Genomic DNA, 23264 nt, shown 5'->3' on the forward strand with positions numbered 1-23264 from the left:
ACGCCGTGGCGCCACCCGTTGCAAATATAGAGGATGATACCCATTTATATCCCGGACTGCGGGTAGAGTGGCTCAGTGAGACCAGCGCCGCGGGCGCGACGAGCATCGCTACGGCCGGCAGCGCAGAGTGGAGATGTGTTGTGTCCGAGTCCCTTTATCAGCCGGCGACACGGCAGATGTCGGCTCGCCGAAAGGCTCTTGCCCCCAACATCCACGATGCCTTCGACGGGTTTTCTCGTGCGGTGTTCGCCGAGGGTGCGCTGCCCGAGAAGACCAAGCAGCTCATCGCTGTCGCGGTCGCACACGTGACCCAGTGTCCGTACTGCATCACCGGCCACACCAAGCTGGCGAGGCGCAAAGGCGCAAGCCCTGAAGAGATCATGGAGGCCGTCTGGGTCGCCGCGGAGATGCGGGCCGGCGGCGCGTTTGCCCACGCAGAGTTTGCCATTCACGCGATGGACCAAATCGACGCCCACTCTCACACCCCGGGTGCGGATGGCGCGCCGTCGTGAGCCTCAACAGTTTCGGTGCCCGTGATCGGCTTGTCGTCGACGGCGAAGGCCACGAGATCTTTCGTCTGGATCGGGTGCAGACCGCACACCGGCTGCCCTACAGCCTGCGGGTGCTGCTGGAGAATTTGCTCCGCAATGAGGACGGCCGTCTGGTTACCGGGGAGCAGGTGGCGGCGTTGGCAGGGTGGGATCCCATGCGGCAGAGCGGTACCGAGATCCAGTTCACGCCGGCCAGGGTGTTGATGCAGGATTTCACCGGCGTCCCGTGCGTGGTCGACCTGGTCGCGATGCGTGATGCGATGACCGCGCTGGGCGGGGACGCGACCAAGATCAACCCGCTGATCCCCACGGAGCTGGTGATCGATCACTCGGTGATCGCGGACGTGTTCGCCCGTCCCGACGCGTCCAAGGTCAATGCTGGCCTGGAATTCGACCGCAACCGGGAGCGCTACCAGTTGCTGCGGTGGGCGCAGCAGGCGTTCGACGATTTCTTGGTCGTGCCGCCAGACACCGGAATCTGTCATCAGGTCAATCTCGAATATCTGGCCCGAGTGGTGTTCACCCGGGCCGGCCCTGAGGGCCCACAGGCCTATCCAGACACTCTCGTCGGGACTGACTCGCACACCCCGATGGTCAACGGGCTCGGCGTGCTCGGTTGGGGAGTCGGCGGCATCGAAGCGGAGGCCGCCATGCTCGGGCAGCCGATGAGCATGCTGATCCCGCAGGTGCTCGGCCTCAAGCTCACCGGGGAGCTGCGCGAGGGCACGACCGCGACCGATCTGGTGCTCACCGTCGCCGAACTCCTGCGCCAGACGGGGGGTGGTGGGCAAGTTCGTCGACTTCTACGGCCCCGGTGTGGCGACCGTGCCGCTGGCGAACCGGGCGACCCTGGGCAACATGAGTCCCGAATACGGGTCGACCTGTGCGATCTTCCCGATCGATGCGGAAACATTGACCTATCTGAGGCTGACCGGACGCTCCGAACCGCAGATACGGCTGGTCGAGGCGTACGCCAAAGAGCAGGGTTTGTGGCATGACCCGGACGACGAGCCGGTCTACAGCCACAGCGTCGAACTCGACCTGTCCAGTGTGGAGCCCTCGATCGCTGGGCCGAAGCGACCCCAGGACCGCATCCCGCTGTCGATGGCATCGAATGCGGTCGATTCGCGACTTGCCAGTGGTCCCCGGGTTGTCGTGCAGGCGGGCGGGCTCGATGAGGCGTTGAGCGAATCATTCCCGGCAAGTGATCCGGTCGCCATCGATCACGACCGCGACGACGACGTCCCGTTCGCGCCGCGCGGTTACGGCCAGTCCCATGAACTGCAGTCGGATCCGGTGTCGGTGACCCTCGAAGATGGCACCCGCACGGCAATCGCCCACGGGCATGTGGTGATCGCAGCGATCACCTCGTGCACCAACACTTCCAACCCATCGGTCATGATCGGTGCCGGCCTACTGGCCAAGAAAGCCGTCGAGCGCGGCCTGTCTCGAAAGCCTTGGGTGAAAACGACACTTGCCCCGGGCTCGCGTGTCGTGACCGACTACTACGACCGAGCCGGCCTGACCCCGTACCTGGATCGGCTCGGGTTTTCCCTGGTCGGCTACGGCTGCACCACCTGTATCGGCAACTCTGGACCGCTGATCCCACAGGTCAGCGAGGCCGTCACCGAACACGACCTGACGGTCTGCTCGGTACTGTCCGGCAACCGCAACTTCGAGGGCCGCATTCATCCCGAGTGCAAAATGAACTTCCTGACCTCCCCGCCGCTGGTGATCGCCTACGCGCTGACCGGCACCATGCTCGCCGACCTGCTCAACGATCCCCTCGGCACCGACTCTTCGGGGCAGCCGGTGTATCTGCGCGACATCTGGCCCAGCACCCAGGAGGTCAAGGAGGTGATCGACGAGTGCGTGCGAGCGGAGATGTTCACCCGCGGCTACGCCGACGTGCTAGTCGGCGACGACAATTGGCGCGGCCTCGACGTCGCCACCGGGCAGATCTTCGACTGGGACAACGCCTCCACCTATGTCCGCCACCCCCCGTATTTCGACGGCATGAGCCGAGAGCCGGACCCCGTCGACGACATCACTGGAGCGAGAGTGCTTGCCGTGCTCGGTGATTCGGTCACCACCGACCACATTTCGCCCGCCGGTGCGATCAAGGCCGATAGCCCCGCCGGGAACTACCTGAGCGGCCACGGGGTCGCGCGGGGCGAATTCAACTCCTACGGCTCCCGCCGTGGCAACCACGAGGTGATGATTCGGGGCACGTTCGCGAACATCCGGCTGCGTAACCTCCTCGCTCCCGGTACCGAGGGTGGGGTCACCCGGCATCTACCCGGCGGCGAGCCGATGACCATCTTCGACGCATCCACCGCGTATGCCGCCGACGGGGTGCCGCTGATCATCCTGGCCGGTGCGGAGTACGGCTCGGGCTCGTCGCGGGACTGGGCGGCGAAAGGCACCCTGCTGCTTGGGGTGCGGGCGGTCCTGGCCACCTCCTTCGAGCGGATCCACCGCTCGAACCTGATCGGCATGGGAGTGCTGCCCCTGCAGTATCCGGCCGGCGCCTCAAGGGAAAGCCTCGGCCTCACCGGCGAGGAGCTGTATTCGATCACCGGACTCGCCGGCGCCGACCCTGCCGCACCGTTCCCCAACGAGGTCACCGTCCACGCCGAACGAGACGGGCAGAACACCGAATTCGTCGCCACTGTGCGCATCGACACTCCCGCCGAGGCTGCCTACTACCGGCACGGCGGCATCCTGCAATACGTCCTGCGGCAACTGCTCGCAGGCAAAGACTGAGCGAAGACCCGTAACTACCGACGATATCGGCGTGCGGTCCGGTAATGCCACGATGGTTGTGGCCGGCCGCGTTGAGCCGGGCTGCAGAGCTCGCGCCCCACTACCGAATAGGTCGATGCGGCGGCGATCGGAATAGTCGATGCGGCGGGATCGACGTCAATGCAGTACCGCTGCAAGCACGGCGGCCTCGCTGATGTCGACGGCCTTACTCGCCGTAAGCAGCGTCAACGTTCCCTTCTTGCGAGGTAGCGTAAGTGCGTCAGGACTTCGGCGCGCGCAGGTTCGGTCAACTCCTCCTGATAGCGGCGAGTGAACTCCTCGAACCGTTCCGGAGCGTGGTTGTACCACTTACGCAGCTCATTGGACGGCGCGATCTGCTTGCACCATTCGTCCACATCCGCTTTTTCCTTGGTCATCCCGCGCGGCCAGATCCGGTCCACCAGCACCCGAGTACCGTCGCCGCGTACCGATGGTCATAAACACGGCGCACCTGCACCGCGTAGGCGTTTCCCATTGGTTGCCTCCCGGCTCAGATAAGGCATCTCGTATGTTCCATGGACGTCTGAAGCGACGGACTCTGTTAATATAAATGAAGTATATCCGTTAAAAGTGTGAAGGGTATGGATCGAGGGTGAACGAGGAAACCGACACCGTGGCCGGTCCGCGTGGGCGTCGACGAGAGCGCCTGCCGCGCAACCGGCAACGGGAGCGAGTGGTTCAGATGGTCCGTGAGCACGGCGGCGCGATTGACGCGGTCGAGCTCGCTTCGCGGCTAAATTTGCACGTGACCACCGTGCGTTTCCACCTGGATGCGTTGTGCGACGAAGGCGCGATCGAGCGTACTCGGATGAACCGGGACGGTGTGGGCCGCCCCCGAACGGGATACCGTGCCGTCGAGGAGCGTCTGGATTACCGGATACTTGCTGAGATCCTCGCGATGGAACTCGGCGAGACGGTGCAGACGCGCGCTCGGCGCGCCCAGCGCGCTGGACAGCAGTGGGCCGCGCGGATCGCCGATTCCCGAGGTCAACCCTTTGCGGGCCAGGCTGATTCGGACGCGGGGGAGGGGGGTGACCCGCTGGATCGCGGAGCGGTTCTGGCCACCGAGATCTTCGTCCGGATGGGGTTTGATCCCGAACTGGCTGCTGAATCAGAACCCTCGGCATCGCTGTCGGCCGATAGGGAGCAGGTGCTTGGGCGGGAGCGGGTCATTCGGCTACACGCGTGCCCGGTACGGGATTTGGCCCGTGCCCACCCCGAGGTGGGTTGCGGTGTGCACCTGGGGTTGTTGCAGGGCGTGCTCGACCGCACTGCGGCGGCCGGCGGGCATCCAGACCGCCAAGATGCGGCTCTGTCGGCCCGGCTCGAACCCTTCGTTGAACCCGAACTGTGTCTAGCTCGATTGGCTGTCTCGCGAAGGTCCAGATGATTGAGGTCGGGCCGCCGCTGGAGCGACCTTCCTCGCTGATGCCCGTCCAGTGGTACGGCGTCGATTCGTGAAACAGCAACTCCCCGGCTGCCTTTCGGGCAGCCTTGCGTCGGGTGCGCACCCGCGCAGATCCCGCGGCGCAGCGCCGATCGGCGTTGGCCGCGACGATGGCACGTTCGAGCAGGGTCATGATTGATCCTCTCCGTTCCATCGCTCAACTTTTCACCGGGATGTCAACACCTCCCTCGCGGGCGATGCATCCCAGCCGCGGCTCGACGTGCGCACGGGATGGCGATTGCTATCGACGGCCGGTGCAGTCGAGATGGCTCGCAGACCGATTGACGATGAACGCGGCGACCACGAGCTGGTGCGCTCACACCCGAGGTGGTGACCGAACCGCGGTGGCCCAAGACGGTGGTTGGTGACACCTTGGCGGGATGCCCTCACTGCGGCAGCACGTCGAACAAGCCGTCCGGCTCGGATCAGATAAAACGGACGGGCCCGAACGGGTACCGGTCAACGACGACTGGCTACGCCGCAGCGACTCCGCCACGGAGGCGCTGTCGAAGGGAACGGAGCCGTCCGCGCAGTCGCGAGGCGATCACCTCTCGCGGCAGCTGGCTCGGAGTGGGGTAGGCGACGATAACCCTTCCGCCATCCGGGTCGCATCCCTCGACGAAGCTCACCCCGTTCTCGGTGTAGGAGAATGTCGCCACATCGTAGGCGAACAGACGCTGCGATATTCGGAGCAATTCTGCGTGGCTGTCGGTTGCCCACATGAGGTACCGGACACCTGTGGCGCCCACACGTGGTCGCCGAGACGGCCCTTTCGAGCGCAGATAGATCTGAAAACCGCCCGGTGTCAACAGCAGCGCCGTGTCCTGCTCGTGCAGTGCGACACGGCAAGAGAACACATCACAATAAAAGTTGATCGATCGGGCCAAGTCGGAGACCATCACCAGGGATGAGGCCACCGTGACGGTGACCTCACCAGCCGGCTCGGGTGGATCCTGACGGTCCGAGTCCGACACCGTAGCCGCCGACCCTAATTTAGATGATTGCATTCCTCTATAATACGGGTTTCGGGGTAGAGATAGAAGACACCCCCGGGATCCGGGATCGCTGGCTGCCGCCACTCGAGGCGCGCGGCGATCACGAAGAGGTCGGCGGGCCTCGCCGTTCGACGACGCGTGTACCGCTGGCAAGATTTGCCGGTCAGATTGACTGTCGGACAGGGCTATCGAGTTCCTCCGAGTGGTTCCCGGTAAGCCGGCGGTGCATCGCGCGGGCGATTCTTGCCGCTTGGATCTTGGCGTGTTCGGCAACCGGGCCCTCATACATCTGGTCGAGGGTGCTGTTCCAGAGGCTGAGCCATCGCAAGAAGTGACGGGCGGTCAGCGCTTGCCGGTCATGCACGGGCTGATGAGCACGCACCGCGCTACCTCTATAGAGCCCGGCGTGGAACAGGACAGTCTGCCAAAAGTCGCACATGATCGGAAGATGCGACTCGAGGCCGTTAATCCGTATCTTCGCGAACGGCTCGGCAAGGATGCCGTCGACAAGGACCCGGCCGTAAAAGCGGCGCAGCGCCGATCATGTGCTGTTGACGCAGCCCAGCTTCGTCGATCTACCGCCAGCATCAACGAGAACGACATGGTTGACGGCAGCACTACTAGAAAAAAGTTGATGATGAGTGGAAATCACCAGGGGCATATCTGATTCCAGGATCCCCAACCCCAAACCGAGATGACAACAAAACTGAGACAACCAGCCACAATCCGTAAAGGGACAACTTCACTGCGAAAAATGACAGCTTCACTGAGACCGGACAACAGACGATTCGCATCAGATGCGAATAACCAACTTACAACTTGACATAATGTGGCTTATCGGCAAAACGTGGACCTGGGCGGACTCGGGATCCCATCGATTCGTGGATCCCTGGATCCCTGGATCCCCGGCGTCGGCATTCCCATCGCCACGCACGCAACACAGTACTTGTCGGGAACCCGATATCACCGGTGATACCGAGTTCCCGACGACAGCCATGTATGTCCGTCCGCCAGGCCTGAGGTCCGCCCAAAAGCTCTGAGGCGAGCTCGTTTCCGTCTGACGCCGGACGCAGCCCAACGTGCCATATTCGTCACTGTGACGTTTATACAGCGGCGGGTACGCCGTCGGTCGTCGGCCGGCCGGGGCGTCACCGCGGCCGACGCCAGCCGGCGGGCGTTCGCCGATCGCCGCGAGGGCATCCCGCGTGGCCGATGGCCGATGAACCCTTCCCCGTCACCCCACCCCCGCCCCTCCGGTCCCCGAGAGGAATTCGTCAGAGTGACGGAATGCCTCTACCCGACTCTCGCGAATCACATTCCCCGGCAACATCTTCGAACACAATGAGTCGTCGTTTGCCCGGTCGGCCACACCACCCCGGCTTGGACACCCGTGCAATCGTGATCGCAATGCTACGCCGAAAGGGGCACGCCCCCAACGTAATTCGTCACTGTGACGATTATGCCTAACTGAAGCTAGAATCCGTCACTGTGATATCTGCGCCTCGGGGCGAGCGCTGATGCGACCAGACGTGTGGGGCCGGTGCCTGACGGCACTCGTTCTCGCCACCTCGGCTGCCGGGCTGGAGACCTTTGCCATGACCGGCACGGCAGCGGCCGATTGCTTCCAACGCGGCGGTTACAACCCTGCCCCATGCGCAACCACAGCTCCGAAAAGCGGTGGTGCGTCGAAGGCGCCGTCGACCAGCAGCCCGCCTGCCCCGGACGATCAGAATGCCGACCAGGACGGGTCCGGCTCACCGGACAAGGACCAGTCGGAAAGCAGCCCGACCGGGACCACACCTGCCGATTCCGGGATGACCGCCTGCCAGAACCAGGGCGCGATGACGACCTCGCTCGGACTGCCGACCGCCACGTGTCGCGCGAGTCAAGGCCCGAACACCCCACCGGACTCCGGGATGACGGCCTGCCAGAACCAGGGCGCGATGCCCATCGCCATCGGCCTACTACCCACCACCTGCCGAGCCAGCCAAGGACCCAACACCCCACCGGACTCCGGCGTGACCGCCTGCCAGAACCAGAGCGCCATGCCCATCGCCATCGGCCTGCAACCCACTACATGCCGAGCCAGCCAAGGCCCCAACACCCCACCCGATTCCGGCGTGAATGCGTGCCAAAACCAGAACGCCATGGCGAATTCGCTCGGTCTTCAGCCGGCGGTCTGTCCGCCCAGCGCACGCGACTGACGCCTGGCGCCTACGGCCGAAGGCTGCGCAGCGTGCTCTTGACGAACTTCGCGAGGACCACATCGCGGGCCGCCCCGGTTTCTCGGGCACTGATGAGAACGGCATGGAGCCCGATGAGGAAGAACGCGGCCCCGTCGTAGGCTTCGACATCGTCGTAGAGTTCACCGCGGATACGGGCACGCTCGATCTCCGCGGCAAGCAATACGAAAGTCGGGTGTCTGCTCCACTGCTCGTCCTGAGCCAGGGCCGGCGAGAAGTACAGACTGATGACATCGCGGAACAGCGCAGCACCCCAACGATTCTCGAGATCGACGACAAGCCTGATGATCTCTTCGAGGACGGCTTGCAAATCGTGCCGCGACTCCAGGAACTGACTGAGTTCCTCGCCGAGGTAGTCCTCGTCGCGCCGGATCAGCTCGAGCAGAACGTGCTCTTTGGTCGGGAAGTGAAAGTAGAACGTGCTTCGGGCGACTCCCGCGGCCTCGACGATGGCGTTGATGTCGGCCGAGCTGGTGCCGGCCCGTTGAAACTCGACGATGGCTGCGTCGAGTACGCGCGCACGCGTCCGACGGCGCTGGGCTTCGCGGCTCGTCGCGGTCTCTCGCACGTGCCCATTGTGCCGCACAAGTCCCGTTCGCCGACAGATGTCACTGAAATATGCCTAACCACCGGCACAGCTGCCCTGTCCCGCGGCAATTTCGTTGTCATCTGTCAGCGAACGTGCTACAAAAAGCTCGATGAACACACGAGGTCAGCGCATTCTGTTGTGGACCGCGCCGCCGGCGGCAGCTCTGCTCGCCCTGGCCTACGTACTGTTTCCAGTCTTCTCCCCGCCGCTGTCCCCGACGTTGTCCCCCCCGACGACGTTGCGGCGTTCTTCCGAGACAACGCGACGGGCGTGCTCGGCGTCGCGATTCTGTGCAACTTGATCGCCGGTGCCCTGATCCCGCTCTTCGCGGTGACGGCTGTCCAGATATCGCGTGTCGCGACCTCCAGCGTGGTGCTGACCTACGCGTACATCATCTGCGTCGGTGTGGGGACAACGGCGTTCATCCTTGCCGACTATTGCTGGGGCATGGCGGCTTTCAGGCCCGACCGCGATCCCGAACTCATCAGCCTGCTCAATGACATGGCCTGGTTCTTCTTCATCGCGCCGGTCGGCACCATCATCGTGCAGAATCTGTGCTTCGCACTGAGTGTCTACCTCGACGAGCGTCCCGACCCGATCTTCCCGCGCTGGGCAGCGCATTTCAACGTCGCCACCGTCGTGCTGCTGGCCCCGAGCGCGTTCTCGATTCTGGTCAAGACCGGTCCCCTCGCCTGGAACGGCACGCTGTCATTCACGTTGCGGCTGGTGACTTTTGCGGTCTACATCGTGGTGATGTTCCTCGTGCTCCTGCGTGCGGTGAATCGCCAGGGCAATGAGCGGGAAGTCCTCGCGTGAGACCGCGGCGCAGGAACCGCAAGCTCGACCAATGGATCACGTTCTGGAGTGTGCCGTTCTTCTTCACCGTGTTCGGTCTGGTGTTCGTGCCGCTGAGCTGGATGATGCCGCCGAGATCGCCGAGCGCCCCTACATCGCAGATCGTCGCATTCATGCAGTCCCACAATCTGCTCGTCGCGTGTGTCCTACTGACCCTCACCTTCGGACTCGCACCGGTGTCAAACGCGGTGTATCTCATGCAGATCAAGCGGATGGCGGTCAGCCCGGCGTTCCGCTACACGCTGATGATGGGGGCCATCACCGGTGCCATCGTCGGCATGCTGTTCCCGATATTCTGCTTCGGCGTCGGCGCGTTTCGCACGGGCTACAGCCCGGCCGTGTTGTCCATGCTCTACGACTTCGGCTATCTGGCGTTCATCGGATCCCTCGGCTGCTTCTGTGTCATGTGGCTGGCGTTCGGGCTGGCCATCCTCCTCGACACCAACAACGTCCTGCCGAAGTGGTTGGGCTATTACACCGTGTGGCAGTACATGACCGAACTGATGGCCGCACCGGTCTGGATCAACAAGTCGGGCCCTTTCGCGTGGAACGGGCTGATGACGTTCTGGTTCACCGTGGTGCTCTACGTCTCGTGGCAGATGGTCGTGTACACCTGTATCTACCGGTCCATCAAGAGACAACCGGACGCCGAACTCGACAACGCCGACCTGTACACCGCCACAGGCGATCCCCGCGCCGGGGCAAACGCATGACCGAGGTCGCCAAGGGACACCCCGACGACCTCAACGAGTCCCATCCAGACCAGCACGAGCGGGCGCACATCCCCGGCGATCCGAGCATGTGGTTCTTCGTCATCGGCGATCTGCTGATCTTCGGCATCTACTTCGTCGGCTACGTGTACTACCGCGGCCAGAACCCGGATCTTTTCCTACAGAGCCAGGCCCGGCTCAACGTGGACATCGGTGCAGTCAACACCGTTGTGCTGCTGACCAGTTCGTTGTTCGTGGTTCTCGGGACCACCGCGGCACGAGCCGGCAACTCCGCGGACGCGCTGCGCCGGTTCGCGCTCGCGCTGGTTCTGGGTTCGGTGTTCCCGCTGCTGAAGATGATCGAATGGATTCCGGAGATCACGGCCGGCATCACGCCCGGAACCAATCTGTTCTTCATGTTCTACTTCGTGATGACCGGACTTCATCTGTGTCACGTCCTGCTCGGTCTGATCATCCTGTGCTTCGTGATCCGCAATCTGAGAGTGTCGAGGCCGCCGGAGATCTCGTTCGTCGAGACCGGGGCCACCTACTGGCACATGGTCGACGTCCTCTGGCTGGTCCTGTTCGCCGCGTTCTACTTGATGAGGTGACGATGACGTCGTTGATCCGCAACCCGCTCACCATCGTGTGGGCGCTGCTGACGGCCGTCACCGTCGTATCGTGGTTGGTCTCCCGCGACGGCGGAGCCGCCCATCAGCTCAATGCGACGGTCACCACCGTCGTACTCCTGATCGCAGGCGTGAAGGCGCACCTGGTGATCTGGCATTTCATGGAGGTCCGCCGGGCGCCGTTGTGGCTCAAGGCTGTTACCGGCGGCTGGGTGATCGTGGTAGTCGCGGCAATGCTCGGCGTCTACTTCACCGGCCGGTAGTGCCGAAGGCCCGTCACAACTCGGTCCACCACGGCTTGAGATCAAGATAGAACGAGATGGTCTTCGGCGCGCGGCTGGTGCCGCCGAACCAGCTGTTGATCCGGAACGCACACAACTGATTCGGGTGCAGGCCCTCGGGAATCGGCTTGTATACCACCGTGTCTCCGTATTGCACGGTAATGCCTTGGTAGTCGGCATTGAAGCTGAATTTCTGCCCGACGGGTACCGAGATGATCTCGGAGTCGGTCGGCATGATCCTGGCGGTGTCGACGTTGTAGTAGGGCCCGACTTCGAACATCTGGGTCGTCACGTTGTATCGCCAGGCCACCATGATCGCGTCGGTGTCGGGCCACAGCAGCGTGAACGAGATGCCGGTCAGCTTGTTCCAGTCGTACTGGTCGACGGTCTGCAAGTCGTAGACCGAGTTCTCGGTGAAGGTGGCAGTCCCGGCAACGTGTTTGGCGAAGAACACCATCTGCGGGGGTAGCGCCAGGTGGGTGTTCTTGAAGATGACGATCCGATTCCGTATCGGGCTTCGGGCCGAAGACGCGGCGGCCGCCGGTTGACGCGCTGTCGCGACAGGTCGATTCGTCGTGCTGGGGGCTACCCGGGGGGCCGCCGACCGGCGGGCGGCGGTGGTCTTGTGGTCGCGTGCGCTGGTCGCAGTGTGCGCGCTGGTGCTGTCGGAGGAACCGGCCGGTGCCGCCGACGCGGGCTGCGCACCAGCGATCCCCATGGCCAGCCAGATCCCGAATCCGACCGCCACGCCGCCCAAGCACCCCGCCAACCGCACCCCCGGCATCAGCAGAGCGTATCGACGGGTGATGGGCGGCGAGTCGTGTTTGCGGAGATCGGCTGCCCGGCAATTTGGTCCGAGAGTCGAGCTATGTGCGTTTGCGCGACCGCGGCTTCGAGGACATGTTCAGTTCAACAGCCGACTGGATGAGGGCCGCCAGCGCACGTTCGTCGATGACATCGCCTTCGTGGAAATCGATGGCCCGCCGGGTGTTCCCCTCGAGGCTCGAATTGAACAGACCTGAGGGATCCGGCAGTGACGCGCCTTTGGCGAATGTCATCTTGACCGAGGCCTTGTACGTCTCTCCCGTGCAGATCATCCCGGCGTGCGACCACACCGGGACGCCCCGCCACTTCCACTCCTCGACCACCTCGGGATCGGCTCGCTTGATCACGGCGCGGATGTGGGCGAGTGTCTCGCCTCGCCAATCGTCGAATTCGGCAATTCGGGCGTCGATTCGCTGTGCAGCGGTGATGTCATCGTCAGCCATATCTCCATCATGGCCGCACCCTCCGCGATTTTGTATTCCCAGTCACAGAGAGTATCTTTTCCCGCGGCCCAGAATCGTTTCGGAAAGCTTGAAGATGCGTACTCATTACAGAACTCGCGGCTTCTCTACTCGTCCGCAACGGGGTCTTCGCACCCATCAGGTGTTGCGGCCGATGGCCGGTCAGTGCTTCGAAATCGATATTCGGTTCGAGAGCAATCGGTGGATTGTCCGGATTCCCGAAATCAACGATGCCACCGAGGCAACAGCACGCGACAAGGTCGAACTTGCTGCCCGCGAATGCATTGCCGCCCGCACCGGCATCCCCATCGGCTACATCTCGGTCTGGGTCCGCGACTGATCGCAATCCCGTTGCCCGGCAACGGTTGAGTACAGCCTGTCAGTGAGCGACCGGCCGGAACAACGGTATCCACACCCGGGTGTCCTCGCCGCCGGACAGCGCGGTCCAATCTTCGAAGAACACCTCTACCTCGAGCCCGATTCTCATGTCCGCCGGCTCGACGTCCACGACATTGGTGATCAGCCGAACCCCGGGATCCTCGGCGATCTCGACGATCGCCACGATGTAGGGCGGCTCGAATCCCGGAATCCAGGGTTGGCGGTCGACGCTGAACGCGGCGACGGTGGCTCGCCCGGAGACCTTTTCGGGCGCGACATCGGTGCTGCGGCAACGCCAGCAGGCCGGCCCCGGCGGGTGGAAGAAATGGCCGCACGCGTGGCAGCGGCTGATCATGAGGTTGCCGTCGCGGCCGCCCGTCCAGAATGCTTCCGACTCGGGTGTGGGGCTGGGGGCGCGAGGCGTAGATCCGGTCGCTGATAGCTCATCGGCTGCTCACCAACATCGAACCCGCGACGGGACCTCCGCCGACGCCGACCGCAACGACCTCGGGTGTGCGCGGAGCCTGACGTTCGCCACCCTCGCCCCAGAGCTGCACACAGGCCTCGTGCAGGAAGCCCATCCCGTGTAGCCGTCCACCCGACAGCTGCCCACCGCTGGTGTTCAGTGGCAGCGGTCCGTCCAGGGCGATTCGGTCACCGCCCTCGATGAACTCACCGACCCGGCCATGCTCGCAGAATCCCAACGCTTCCAACCACATCACGGTGAGAAAGCTGAAGCCGTCGTACAACTGGGCCATGTTGACGTCACTCGGCCGCAGTTCTGTGTGCTCCCACAAAGTGGCGGCCGAATCGTGGGCCGCCATCGTGGTGAGGTCGAAACGCTGCTCCCACGTTGGCCTTTCGAACATTCCCGGTCCGACCGACTCGACCGTCAACGGATGGCGGGGCAAGCCGCCGCAGGCGTCCCGGCGGGAGACGATGACCGCGGTCGCCCCGTCGCAGGGCACATCGCAGTCGTAGAGGCACAAGGGTTCTGAGATCATCCGCGCGGACAGATAGTCCGCCATCGTCAATGGGTCGCGGTAGACGGCGTCGGGGTTACGGCCCGCGTTGCGCCGGGCGTTGAGCGCGATCGCGCCGAGTTGTTCACGGGTGAGCCCGAACTCGTGCATGTACCGCTGCGCCGGCATCGCCAGCCAGTTGGCCGCCGACAGCGCCCCGAACGGCGCGGTCCACTCCATCTGCGGGGGCAGCTTGCCGCCTCCGCCGAGCAGCACCGATGCGTGGCCGCCGCCGGCCCGCTGGGCGGCGGTGGACTCCCACACCGACCGGAATACCACCACGTGGTTGGCCAGGCCGAGGGTGACGGCCATACAGGCTTCGATCACCGGGCCGATCTGTCCCGCGGTCTCCAACCCGGACATGTACCACCTGCTTCGCAGGCCCAGAGCGGTACGCACCTCGGTGACATTGGCACCGGAGAAGCCCGGGTTGGCGGCGACCGCACCCGGGTAGCTGGCGATGCCGTCGACGTCGTCGACATCGAGCCCGGCGTCGGCGATCGCGCGCAGCACCGCTTCGATCGTCAGTTCCAGCCCGGTGCGGCCCAGTCGGCGCCCGACCTGCGACTTGCCTGCTCCGGTGATGACGGCCTTACCGTCGAAGGGGCCGCGGTTCGTCACGATCTGCGGGCCTCGTCCTGCGCGCGAGCCACCTGCTTGGCCCGCATCGTCTGGTCGGTCAGGCCGAGCGCGATCAGCACGTCGATCGCGGTGATCACCAATCCCCAGTAGTACATCCACCGGATGGTCGGGTCGGGTTGCGCGGCGAAATACACGACCAGGAATATCGGGCCCACGATGCCGAACACGAAGCACATCGCCTGAAGCTTGAGGTACACCCGGAACGTCTCCATCGTCACTGCTCGCCTCGGGCGACCGGGCGGTCCGGATCCGAACTCCACTGCGACCACGATCCCGGGAACAGCGCGGCGTCACGGCCCGCGGCGGTCAACGCGGCGACGGCGACCGCCGCGGTGATGCCCGATCCGCAGTAGACGCCGACCGGTGCGTCGGCACCGATGTCGCGTGCGGCCAGCAGGCCCTCCAGTGCGGTACCGCTGATGAAGCTCTCGTCCTCGGTGAGCAGTCCCGTGCTCGGCAGGTTGCGCGCGCCCGGGATGTGCCCGGCCACCGCATCCACCGGCTCCACGTCACCGCGGAAACGTTCGGGCGCGCGGGCGTCCAGCAACGGCCGGCTGCCGACCTCATCGGCGGTCAGGGTGGGCAGCGCCCCGGCGTAGAGGTCCTCATGGGCCACCATGACGTCGCCCGGGGACGGTTCGACCGCACCGGTATCAACCCGCCCACCTGCCGCCTTCCACGCCGCCCAGCCGCCGTCGAGAATGCGCACGTCCGGGAGCCCCGCGGCGGTCAGCACCCACCAGGCACGTGCCGAGCCGGCCCGGTTCCAGTCGTCGTAGACCACCACGGTCTGCCCCGCGCGGATCCCCCAGCGACGCGCGGCGGCCTGCACCGCGGGTCCGGACGGCAGCGGATGCCGTCCGCGGCCCGACACCGTGTGGTCGCTCAGGTCGTCGTCGAGCGATACATACACCGCCCCGGGAACATGGCCCTGCAGGTAGTGCTCTCGGCCGTCCGGCTCGCTCAAGGTCCAGCGCACGTCGAGCACGGCCACCGGTTCACCGGCTGCCAATCGATTGACCAGCGCTTCAGCGGTGATCAGCACGTCAGCGCGCCCAGTCATCGAGTCCCCCGTTCGTCGTCGGTCGGCACCGATGATCATGCCCCCGCGCGCAGGTGGACGCAGGCACCAGGTGGTCAACCTGAGAAGAAGCTGAAATCAAGTAGTGCACTACGCGTGCGCACGTCGATATCGGACCGATAACTTTGCTACAGCATCAGACGACACACGGATTCCGCCGGGGGCGCCGGGATCGCCTGATCGTTCGCACCACGGCTATGGGGGGTGTGGTGCGAACGCCAGGCGGCGCTGGGGAAGGTCATCGAGCCTTCCCCGGCGTCCGTGGTTTCTCGGACATCCTCGTCCGGCAGCCGACGGTAGGGTCGGCCGGATGACGTCTCCAGCGGCATTCACAGCCGACGGCCGGCCGCGCGCTCGTGGACTCGGGATCCCGCTTGCCGGCGAGCCAGGACCACTCAACGCCATCACCGATGTAGCCGGCGTCGAGGTCGGCGTGACCACCCTGGTGGCCGGCGACGGAGCACTGATCGTGGGCAGCGGACCGGTGCGCACTGGCGTCACCGCGATCCTGCCTCGCGGCCGGGCCGGACTCGGTCGGCCGTGCGCCGCGGGCTGGTTCTCACTCAACGGCAACGGTGAGATGACCGGCACCACCTGGATCGAGGAGTCTGGTGCCTTCAATCTTCCTGTGCTGCTGTCGAATACACATGCGGTCGGCGCCTGCCACGCGGGCGTGATCTCCTGGGTGAACCAGACCGATCCGGTGCTGGCCCGTCAGTGGCTGCTGCCGGTGTGCGCCGAGACGTGGGACGGCTATCTCAACGACATCAACGGCGGGCATGTGCGTCCCGAACACGCCGAAGCGGCACTGGACCGGGCCACCGGCGGTCCGGTGCCGGAGGGGTCGGTCGGCGGCGGCACCGGGATGAATTGCTATGAGTTCAAGGGCGGCAACGGAACTGCGTCCCGGCTGGTGCGGTACGGCAGCCACACCTTCACCGTGGGTGCCTTCGTCCAAGCGAATTTCGGTGCGCGCCAAGAACTCACCGTGGCCGGGCGTCTCGTCGGCCCGCACCTGGACACCGAGAATCCGCTCGACGGTGACTGGTTCGAGCGCGACCTCAACCGGCCGCCGCCCGGAGCCGGTTCGGTGATCGTCGTGATCGCCACCGACGCACCGCTGCTACCCGGGCAGTGCAAGGCCCTGGCCCGGCGGGTGCCGCTCGGGCTGGCCCGCACCGGCACCACCGGCAGCCATTTCTCCGGAGACATCTTCCTGGCCTTCTCGACCGCCGATGCACCGGATCTGGCCAGCCGGTTCCCCATCGGTCCGGTCGGCGACGACGAATTCGGCCACCTGCGATTCCTGCCGTGGGGCCGGATGGACGACTTCTACGCCGCCGTCGTACACAGCGTGGAGGAGGCCGTCCTCAACGCATTGGTGGTCAACGCCGACATGGTGGGTCGCGACGGGCACCGCTCCCCCGCGTTACCGCACGACCGACTGCGCGCGCTGCTGTGACTCAGACGTTCAGCGTCGGGATCGTGTCGGGCTTGCTGAAATCGATCTGAGCCGCCGGGTTCGCGATCGCAGTGACCAGGCCGGTCGCAAAGGGACCGGCGTCGTCGAACAGCGTTCCGGAGCCCACCGAGATGCCCTGCGACGTCCAGTGCGAATCTCCTTGCACACCAATGTGTTCCGACTGAGGCAGTCGGGACAGTGCGACGGTCAGATCACCGTTGATGTAGCCGATGCCCTTGGTGCCGAGGTTGCTGACCAGGCTGGTGGCCTCGGCGACGACGACGGTGCGGACGAACGGCGTGATGTCGTGGCCGGCCACCACATCGATCGGGCAGTGGTAGACGCGCTTGCGTGAGGTGTTCTGATGCGCGCCGCCGTCGGCGAGCCAGCCGACATCGTCGCTGCCGATGAAATAGCCGTGCCGCTCGCCGCCGGGCGGTGGGGTGAACTCGGCATGGGCCACCCACTCGTCGCCGGGCGGCGGTTCGGACAACCGGTACTGCACCAGCGTCGCCCGCGCGACGATCGCCTCGCCCTGGAGGACATCGCACTCCGAGTTTCGGATCCGCCTACCGTCCCGAATCAGCCGGACGCGGACCGTCGTCGGCACCCGGCGGGCCGCCTTGAACAAGTCGACCGTGAGCCGGGCCGGCAGGAACTCGGGCATGCCGAACCGCTGCTCGAGGTTGAACGCGGCCAGACTCACCACGGCAGGCCCGTTGAGCATGTCGTCGCCCCAGCGGCTTCGGGCGTTCTCCGTCGGATGGAAGTTGCCGTCGGGATCGGAAATGAAATGCGCCGGTCGGGTGGCCATCCGGGCATCCTCGCATAGCCCCCTCCGGCGTCCGGCACTCGGTGCTTAGACGACATAATCAACTACGTGTCCGACCTCCACGCCGCCCACGCCGGCACCGGGTATCACCGCCCGGGGCTGCTCGTGGCCACGCTGAGCGTCGTCGCTCTGACCGTGGCGGTGCTGCAGACCGGTGTTGTGCCGGTCCTCGGCGTGATGGCCCGGCAGCTGCATGCGTCCCCGGTCGACGTCAGCTGGGCGGTGACCGCCAACCTTCTCGCGGCGGCGGCGACCACTCCCCTCATCGGCCGACTGGCCGATCTGTACAGCAAGAAAGGCGTGCTGCTGGCGGTCCTGGCGGTCGTGCTCGCCGGGTCGCTGCTCGCCGCGCTGACGTCCTCGCTGCCGCTGCTGATCACCGCACGGGTGCTGCAGGGTGCGTCGTACGCGCTGTACCCGATCGGGGTGTCCATCCTGCGCGAGGAGTTGCCCACCGACCGCCTCATGCGGGCGATGGCCGTGCTGTCGGGCTCCCTCGGATTCGGCGGCGGCATGGGTCTGGTCGTCACCGGGCTGTTGATGCGCGGTGACGCGGGCTATCACCGGGTGTTCTGGTTGACGACGGCGTTCACGGTGCTGGTGATCGTCGCGGTGCTCGTGGTCCTGCCAACCCGCCCGCGCAGTTCGGCGGGGACAGTCGACTGGGGCGGCGCGGCCGGGCTGGCGTTGGGTCTGTCCGCGGTGCTGCTGGCGATCACCCAGGGCCACGGCTGGGGCTGGGTGTCCGCACGCACGATCGGCTGCCTGGCCGCCGGGCTGGCGGTGTTGAGCGTCTGGTGGTGGTGGGAACGGCGCAGCCCGCACCCGTTGGTGTCGACGGCGATGCTGTCGCGCCGCCCGATCCTGTTGACCAACCTCGCGACGATCCTGGTCGGAATGGGCCTGTATTTCGCGTTCCTCGGGCTCACCGATTTCGTCCAGGCGCCCGCCGGTAGCAGCTACGGCTTCGGTGCGACGGTGCTCGGGGCCAGCGTCGTGTTCCTGCTGCCCGGCGCGCTCGCCGGCTTCCTGACCGCGGTGGCGAGCGGCCGCTACATCGACCGCTTCGGCGCCCGCGCAGTGTTGATGGTCGGCGCCGCGGCAGGCGTCCTCGGGTTCGTACTGCTGGCAGTCCTGCACCACCAGCCGTGGCAGGTGATCATGGCCGGTGTGCTGGCCAACGCCTACATCAGCCTGGCCTATGGCGCGTTGCCCGCCTTGGTCGTGCGCGAGGTCGACGCAGGCGAAACCGGGGTCGCGACAAGCATGAACGCCATCGCGCGCACCGTCGGCAGTTCGATCGCCGCCGCTATCGTCGCGGTACTGCTGGGCCGATCGGAACACGGCCACATCCCGGAGAGCAGCTTCACCGTGATCTTCGCCCTCGGCGCGATCACCGCCGCCGCTGCGATGCTGCTGATCGCGATCACCCGACCGAAGCTGCGGGACGCCTCATCCGAGGACGTCACCGAGTCGCGCGCGATGAACCACGAATGGGGCTGAGCTACCCGGGCTGAACGGGCACCGACGCGTCGCGGGTGCCGGCGCGGGCAGCGCCGATCCCGGCGGCGACGACGAAGCCGACGCCGAGGATCGCCCACGAGTTGGGCACCTGGTGCACAACGACGAACCCGATCAACAGTGCCAGCGCCGGCTCCAGGCTCATCAACGTCCCGAATGCCGCGGTGTTCAGTCGGCGCAGTGCCAGCAACTCGAGGACGAACGGCGCGATCGGCAGCAGCAGCGCCAAGCCGAGGCCGATGAGAATCATGTCCGGCGTCATCCGGGGCAGCACCGCCCAGCCGACCGCGGCCGTGACGGTGACGGCGGCCACCGGCATCGACACCCCGAGGCTCTGCAGCCCGCTCACCCGGTCGCCGACGCGCTGGGTCAGCAGGATGTAGGCCGCCCAGCAGACGGCGGCACCCAGCGCGAACCCCACCCCGACCGCGTCGATCGCACCCTGCGCGGGTTGCGTCAGCGCCGCGACACCGACTGCGGCCAGTGCCGGCCACACCCAGCGGCCTCGCCCTCGGCCGCTGACGACCGCGACGGCCAGCGGTCCGAGAAACTCCAGAGCGCTGGCCGTCCCCATCGGGATTCGCGCCAGCGCGGCCATGAACAACATGGTGGTCAGCGCGGTCACCAGCCCCAGCAGCACGCAGATCCCGAACGTGGCCCTGGTGAACGCCGAGGGCCGCGGGCGCACAAGCACCAACAACAGCACCCCGGCCCAGGCCACCCGCAGCCACGCGGCGCCTTCAGCCCCGATCCGGCCTATCAGTCCGATCGCCACCGCAAGCCCGAGCTGGACGCACACCATGGCTCCCACTGCCAGGGCAGCGCCCACCCGGGCCGGATGTGCGGTCATGGTTCGCATTCAACGACACCAGGCGCACCGTGACGGCGCCGGGCTGGTATCAACGTTCTGACACCCCTTAGGGAACGGACGCTGCGGAACGGACGCGCTTGACTTCTTCACCGAAGGACGAGTCTCTCGACTCGATCAGCCGATCGCTGGCCCAGGTGGTGCGCCTGACCAGCAGCCGATCCCTGTTTGCTCGGCAGGCCGGCGCCGCGGGCGTGTCTCTGACCCAACCGTCGTATGCGCTGCTGCGGATCCTGATCGACAACGGCCCGCTGCCCATGGGCGCTCTGGCGCGCGGCGCCCACATGGACCTGGGGATGGCGACGCGGCAGGTCACCTCCCTGGTCGATGCGGGACTCGTGACCCGCACACCGGATCCGAACGACCTGCGGATCGCTCTCGTGTCGGTCACCGCTCGCGGCCGGCGCGAAGCCGGAAAGCTGCTGGGCGTCCGAATCGGTCATCTGAGGCGGGCACTGTCGGGGTGGACAGAAGCCGAACTCGACCAGTTCGACCGGTTCCTGACCCGGTTTGTCGCCGACTCCCTCGCCACCCCGATCGACGACTGACCCGCCACCGACGATTTGCTTGACTTTGTCAATCTTTCGCTTCTAGCCTTCGACCATGGCCGGGGCACGGTTCCATTTCGACGTGGGCAACTACGTCACGATGCTGCGGCTGGTGCGTGCCGAGACCGACACATCCCGCCGCCGAAAGCTGCTCGCTGCGTTCCTGATCGGTGTTCCGGTGATGGCCGCCATCCACGCCGTCTGCTTTGCGTTGGACCCGCTGCTGTTCCCCTCCTTGAGGCGCACCGAGGTCCGTGAGCCGGTGTTCTGTGTCGGGCACGCCCGCAGTGGGACCACCTACCTGCACCGACTGATGGCCCGTGACGACCAGTTCAGCGTGGTCATGATGTACGAGATGTTCTTCCCGTCGCTGTTGCAGAAGCGGGCGCTACGACTGCTGTTCCGTGCCGACGAGGTTCTGTGGGGGAAGCGGCTGCGACACCGGATCGAGGCGATCGAAGAGCGTGCTTTCGCCGAGACCAACGACATGCACCGCACCGGGTTCTTCGCCGCAGAAGAAGACGATTTCCTGCTCACGTGGTCACTGGGATCCGGATTCTGGATCGTGCTCTTCCCGTACCTGGGTCAACTCGACTTCTACCACGTCGACCAGTGGAGCGAACGCAAGCGCCGGCGCCTGATGCTGTTCTACAAAGAGTGTGTGCGACGCCAGCTGGCCCTCAACGGCGGCCGGACGCATCTGAGCAAGAACCCGACCTTCTGCGGACGCGTCGAGGCGCTCATCGAGACCTTCCCCGATGCGAAATTCATTGTGCCGATTCGCAATCCGTACGAGACCATTCCGAGTCTGCTGAAGATGTTGCAGACCACGTGGGAGTTGCAGGGCCGTGACGAGCGGCTGATCCTGGAATCGATGCGGGTCCTGGCCGATCAGTCGTTTGACGCGTACTGTCATCCGCTCGAGGTGCTGGCTCGCCATCCCGAAACACGGTCGTGCGTCGTCGATTACCGTGACCTGGTCGGCGATCCCGCGTCGACCATGCGGCGCGTCTACGACGAGCTCGAGCTCGATCTGCCCGCCGACGTGGCCGTGGCAATCGGGGCGTCCCGCGGCCAGGGCCACGAAACAACCCACCGGTACAGCCTCGAAGAGTTCGGCCTGGACCCCGAAGCGATCCACATCCGGCTCGCGACCCTCTTCGACCAATTCGGTTGGGTAGGCGACGGACACGAAGGAGAGCACGCCGATGCCAACTGATCACGGTGCAGCCGAGTTGCGCGCCGCCTGGGACGACCTGACCAGCGCCCTGAACCGGGCCCGCGACGCCGTCGACTCCGACGCGCTGCACGCTCCCCCGCCGACCGAACGTGGACTGGCCGAGGGCTACCGGTATCTGCTCGGGTTCACCTTCGCCGCCATCGAACGTGCTTTCTTCGAAGACCCGGACTTTCCGTACTTCCGCCGGGCCATTCAACCTGCCGACAAGGCCACCATCGACAATGCCGACGCGCTGTATCTGTCCGCGGCGATCGACGGCGAGCAGACCTACCGCATCAGGGGACGGTTACTCGCGAAAGCGCCGCAGTACATCATCTTCGAGACCCATACCGCCTATGCGGGAGACTCGGGCAGCCTCATGGAACTGAGCCCCGCCCACCGCATGATCACCGGGTCGCTGGACAGTGGCGAACTGCGCATCGACGACGACGGTCAGTTTGAGATCGTGGTAGGTCCCGAACCGCCCCCCGATTCTGACGGCAACTTCCTTGCCAGCCGTCGGGTCACCGACAACGGCTCCGGGACAGCGCAATACGTCATCGTCCGGCTGCTGTTCCACGACTGGGCCACTGAGGTCTGCCCGGATCTACACATCGAGCAGATCGGTCAACAGGGACGGCATCCCGCGCCGATCGACGCCCCGGGAGCAGCCGGCCGGATGCGCAGGGCCGGTGCGATCGTCGAGAACCAGATGAAGTTCTGGAATGAGTTCTACGACGTCATCCTGGAGGCCCACGGCGACCGCAATGGTGACGGCGCAACGTTCATGCCGCGCAACGGATTGAACGCACCGGCTCGTGCCAACCTGGCGACCGGCGGCGGCCAGAACACCAACGTCTACGCCGGCGGGGTGTTCGATCTCGACCCGGATGAGAGTCTGCTGATCGAGACCAAGGTGCCGGTCGAGCCCGCCTACAGCGGATTTCACCTCAGCAATCTGTGGGGTGAGTCGCTGGACTATGCCAATCACCAATCCAGCCTCAACGGGTTTCAGGCCGAACCGGACGACGACGGTGTGGTCCGCTATGTGGTGGCCGCGCGCGATCCCGGCGTGCCGAACTGGCTGGACACGACCGGCTTGCCGAAAGGCTTCCTCAGCTTCCGGTGGACCTACACCCAGGACCCCGAGCAGCTGCCCGAAGTATCGGTCAGCACTGTGCCGTTCGCTCAGCTGCGCGACCACCTGCCTGCCACCACTCGAACGGTCTCGGCCGCCGAGCGTACCGAGCAGATCGCCATCCGGCAGGCGCACGTCCAGCGTCGGTACCGCCAGTACTGA

At 65.5% G+C, this 23264-nt stretch carries 26 protein-coding genes and 2 pseudogenes; 15 read left to right on the forward strand and 13 right to left on the reverse strand.

Annotated elements, in window-relative coordinates:
* Nucleotides 1–140: 140 nt before the first annotated feature.
* From D3H54_RS14880 to acnA, 3 genes and pseudogenes are all read left to right on the forward strand, one after another.
* Nucleotides 141–512, forward strand: a complete 372-nt coding sequence (locus tag D3H54_RS14880) for a carboxymuconolactone decarboxylase family protein (protein WP_149379682.1) — start codon at nucleotides 141–143, stop codon at nucleotides 510–512.
* A 242-nt stretch (nucleotides 513–754) separates the two neighbouring features.
* Nucleotides 755–1258, forward strand: a pseudogene (locus tag D3H54_RS32360) (aconitase family protein); the annotation flags it as partial.
* Nucleotides 1259–1376: 118 nt separating this feature from the next.
* Nucleotides 1377–3317, forward strand: coding sequence for an aconitate hydratase AcnA (gene acnA / locus D3H54_RS14885; protein WP_502707765.1), 1941 nt, complete (start codon nucleotides 1377–1379; stop codon nucleotides 3315–3317).
* Between the two features lie 156 nt (nucleotides 3318–3473).
* On the opposite strand, the pseudogene D3H54_RS14890 reads toward acnA, so the two are convergent.
* Nucleotides 3474–3831 (reverse strand): annotated as a pseudogene (locus tag D3H54_RS14890) (DUF488 domain-containing protein).
* Nucleotides 3832–3948: 117 nt separating this feature from the next.
* Between D3H54_RS14890 and D3H54_RS14895 the strand changes: the two are divergent.
* Nucleotides 3949–4746, forward strand: coding sequence for a helix-turn-helix transcriptional regulator (locus D3H54_RS14895; protein ID WP_210419550.1), 798 nt, complete (start codon nucleotides 3949–3951; stop codon nucleotides 4744–4746).
* 530 nt (nucleotides 4747–5276) lie between these two features.
* Here the strand turns inward: D3H54_RS14895 and D3H54_RS32190 are convergent.
* On the reverse strand, nucleotides 5277–5525 hold the full coding sequence (locus tag D3H54_RS32190; RefSeq protein ID WP_353620026.1) for a hypothetical protein: 249 nt from the start codon (nucleotides 5523–5525) through the stop codon (nucleotides 5277–5279).
* A 475-nt stretch (nucleotides 5526–6000) separates the two neighbouring features.
* Between D3H54_RS32190 and D3H54_RS31510 the strand changes: the two genes are divergently transcribed.
* Nucleotides 6001–6465, forward strand: a complete 465-nt coding sequence (locus D3H54_RS31510) for a hypothetical protein (RefSeq protein ID WP_210419551.1) — start codon at nucleotides 6001–6003, stop codon at nucleotides 6463–6465.
* A gap of 1059 nt (nucleotides 6466–7524) precedes the next feature.
* On the opposite strand, the gene D3H54_RS31255 is transcribed toward D3H54_RS31510, so the two are convergent.
* The 3 genes from D3H54_RS31255 to D3H54_RS14915 all read right to left on the reverse strand — a co-directional run bounded on the left by D3H54_RS31255 (nucleotide 7525) and on the right by D3H54_RS14915 (nucleotide 8609).
* On the reverse strand, nucleotides 7525–7671 hold the full coding sequence (locus D3H54_RS31255; protein WP_168214871.1) for a hypothetical protein: 147 nt from the start codon (nucleotides 7669–7671) through the stop codon (nucleotides 7525–7527).
* A 12-nt stretch (nucleotides 7672–7683) separates the two neighbouring features.
* Nucleotides 7684–7845, reverse strand: coding sequence for a hypothetical protein (locus D3H54_RS31260; protein ID WP_168214872.1), 162 nt, complete (start codon nucleotides 7843–7845; stop codon nucleotides 7684–7686).
* 167 nt (nucleotides 7846–8012) lie between these two features.
* Complete coding sequence (locus tag D3H54_RS14915) at nucleotides 8013–8609, reverse strand: TetR/AcrR family transcriptional regulator (RefSeq protein WP_286198891.1); 597 nt, start codon at nucleotides 8607–8609, stop codon at nucleotides 8013–8015.
* Nucleotides 8610–8768: 159 nt separating this feature from the next.
* On the opposite strand from D3H54_RS14915, the gene D3H54_RS14920 reads away from it, so the two are divergent.
* Genes D3H54_RS14920 through D3H54_RS14935 form a run of 4 tightly spaced genes read left to right on the forward strand, consistent with a single transcriptional unit; the run spans nucleotide 8769 to nucleotide 11087 of the window.
* Nucleotides 8769–9446: a hypothetical protein gene (locus tag D3H54_RS14920; RefSeq protein ID WP_286198892.1), complete on the forward strand. Its 678-nt coding sequence runs from the start codon at nucleotides 8769–8771 to the stop codon at nucleotides 9444–9446.
* Nucleotides 9443–10198, forward strand: a complete 756-nt coding sequence (locus tag D3H54_RS14925) for a hypothetical protein (RefSeq protein ID WP_149379685.1) — start codon at nucleotides 9443–9445, stop codon at nucleotides 10196–10198. Before D3H54_RS14920 ends, D3H54_RS14925 begins: the two co-directional genes overlap by 4 nt.
* Complete coding sequence (locus tag D3H54_RS14930; protein WP_149379686.1) at nucleotides 10195–10806, forward strand: cytochrome c oxidase subunit 3 family protein; 612 nt, start codon at nucleotides 10195–10197, stop codon at nucleotides 10804–10806. The genes D3H54_RS14925 and D3H54_RS14930 overlap by 4 nt, the downstream gene beginning before the upstream one ends.
* 2 nt (nucleotides 10807–10808) lie before the next feature.
* Nucleotides 10809–11087 carry a cytochrome C oxidase subunit IV family protein gene (locus D3H54_RS14935; protein WP_149379687.1) on the forward strand — a complete coding sequence of 93 codons (279 nt, stop codon included), beginning with the start codon at nucleotides 10809–10811 and terminating at the stop codon, nucleotides 11085–11087.
* Between the two features lie 13 nt (nucleotides 11088–11100).
* On the opposite strand, the gene D3H54_RS14940 is transcribed toward D3H54_RS14935, so the two are convergent.
* Nucleotides 11101–11889, reverse strand: coding sequence for a hypothetical protein (locus D3H54_RS14940; protein WP_149379688.1), 789 nt, complete (start codon nucleotides 11887–11889; stop codon nucleotides 11101–11103).
* An 82-nt stretch (nucleotides 11890–11971) separates the two neighbouring features.
* Nucleotides 11972–12373 carry a DUF1801 domain-containing protein gene (locus D3H54_RS14945; protein ID WP_149379689.1) on the reverse strand — a complete coding sequence of 134 codons (402 nt, stop codon included), beginning with the start codon at nucleotides 12371–12373 and terminating at the stop codon, nucleotides 11972–11974.
* A 172-nt stretch (nucleotides 12374–12545) separates the two neighbouring features.
* On the opposite strand from D3H54_RS14945, the gene D3H54_RS14950 reads away from it, so the two are divergent.
* Nucleotides 12546–12731, forward strand: coding sequence for a long chain fatty acid-CoA synthetase Faa4p (locus tag D3H54_RS14950; protein WP_149379690.1), 186 nt, complete (start codon nucleotides 12546–12548; stop codon nucleotides 12729–12731).
* 39 nt (nucleotides 12732–12770) lie between these two features.
* On the opposite strand, the gene D3H54_RS14955 is transcribed toward D3H54_RS14950, so the two are convergent.
* The 4 genes from D3H54_RS14955 to D3H54_RS14970 form a co-directional block, all read right to left on the reverse strand.
* Entirely contained in the window at nucleotides 12771–13124 is a 354-nt protein-coding gene (locus D3H54_RS14955) for a Zn-ribbon domain-containing OB-fold protein (RefSeq protein WP_149379691.1), read from the reverse strand.
* An 88-nt stretch (nucleotides 13125–13212) separates the two neighbouring features.
* A complete protein-coding gene (locus D3H54_RS14960) occupies nucleotides 13213–14412 on the reverse strand; it encodes a thiolase family protein (RefSeq protein WP_149379692.1) in 1200 nt (399 codons plus the stop codon).
* A complete protein-coding gene (locus D3H54_RS14965) occupies nucleotides 14409–14645 on the reverse strand; it encodes a hypothetical protein (RefSeq protein WP_149379693.1) in 237 nt (78 codons plus the stop codon). Before D3H54_RS14965 ends, D3H54_RS14960 begins: the two co-directional genes overlap by 4 nt.
* A 2-nt stretch (nucleotides 14646–14647) precedes the next feature.
* The gene (locus tag D3H54_RS14970) at nucleotides 14648–15496 is read right to left on the reverse strand and encodes a sulfurtransferase (RefSeq protein WP_149379694.1); all 849 of its coding nucleotides are present in this window, start codon (nucleotides 15494–15496) and stop codon (nucleotides 14648–14650) included.
* A 328-nt stretch (nucleotides 15497–15824) separates the two neighbouring features.
* On the opposite strand from D3H54_RS14970, the gene D3H54_RS14975 reads away from it, so the two are divergent.
* Nucleotides 15825–16976 carry a DmpA family aminopeptidase gene (locus D3H54_RS14975; RefSeq protein ID WP_149379695.1) on the forward strand — a complete coding sequence of 384 codons (1152 nt, stop codon included), beginning with the start codon at nucleotides 15825–15827 and terminating at the stop codon, nucleotides 16974–16976.
* 1 nt (nucleotide 16977) lies between these two features.
* Here the strand turns inward: D3H54_RS14975 and D3H54_RS14980 are convergent, their stop codons facing one another.
* Nucleotides 16978–17790, reverse strand: a complete 813-nt coding sequence (locus tag D3H54_RS14980) for an acyl-CoA thioesterase domain-containing protein (RefSeq protein WP_149379696.1) — start codon at nucleotides 17788–17790, stop codon at nucleotides 16978–16980.
* 66 nt (nucleotides 17791–17856) lie between these two features.
* Here D3H54_RS14980 and D3H54_RS14985 point away from each other — a divergent pair, with 66 nt between their 5' ends.
* Nucleotides 17857–19311, forward strand: coding sequence for an MFS transporter (locus D3H54_RS14985; RefSeq protein WP_149379697.1), 1455 nt, complete (start codon nucleotides 17857–17859; stop codon nucleotides 19309–19311).
* A 1-nt stretch (nucleotide 19312) separates the two neighbouring features.
* Here D3H54_RS14985 and D3H54_RS14990 read toward each other — a convergent pair whose 3' ends face one another.
* A complete protein-coding gene (locus D3H54_RS14990; RefSeq protein ID WP_168214873.1) occupies nucleotides 19313–20179 on the reverse strand; it encodes an EamA family transporter in 867 nt (288 codons plus the stop codon).
* A 98-nt stretch (nucleotides 20180–20277) separates the two neighbouring features.
* Between D3H54_RS14990 and D3H54_RS14995 the strand changes: the two genes are divergently transcribed.
* From D3H54_RS14995 to D3H54_RS15005, 3 genes are read left to right on the forward strand one after another with little or no spacing between them, the layout of a single operon-like run.
* A complete protein-coding gene (locus D3H54_RS14995; protein ID WP_149379699.1) occupies nucleotides 20278–20745 on the forward strand; it encodes a MarR family winged helix-turn-helix transcriptional regulator in 468 nt (155 codons plus the stop codon).
* 55 nt (nucleotides 20746–20800) lie between these two features.
* Nucleotides 20801–21964: a sulfotransferase family protein gene (locus D3H54_RS15000; RefSeq protein WP_149379700.1), complete on the forward strand. Its 1164-nt coding sequence runs from the start codon at nucleotides 20801–20803 to the stop codon at nucleotides 21962–21964.
* Nucleotides 21954–23264 (forward strand): DUF1214 domain-containing protein, encoded by a 1311-nt coding sequence (locus tag D3H54_RS15005; protein ID WP_149379701.1) that lies wholly within the window; start codon nucleotides 21954–21956, stop codon nucleotides 23262–23264. The genes D3H54_RS15000 and D3H54_RS15005 overlap by 11 nt, the downstream gene beginning before the upstream one ends.

Source organism: Mycobacterium sp. ELW1 (assembly GCF_008329905.1).
Lineage (GTDB): Bacteria > Actinomycetota > Actinomycetes > Mycobacteriales > Mycobacteriaceae > Mycobacterium.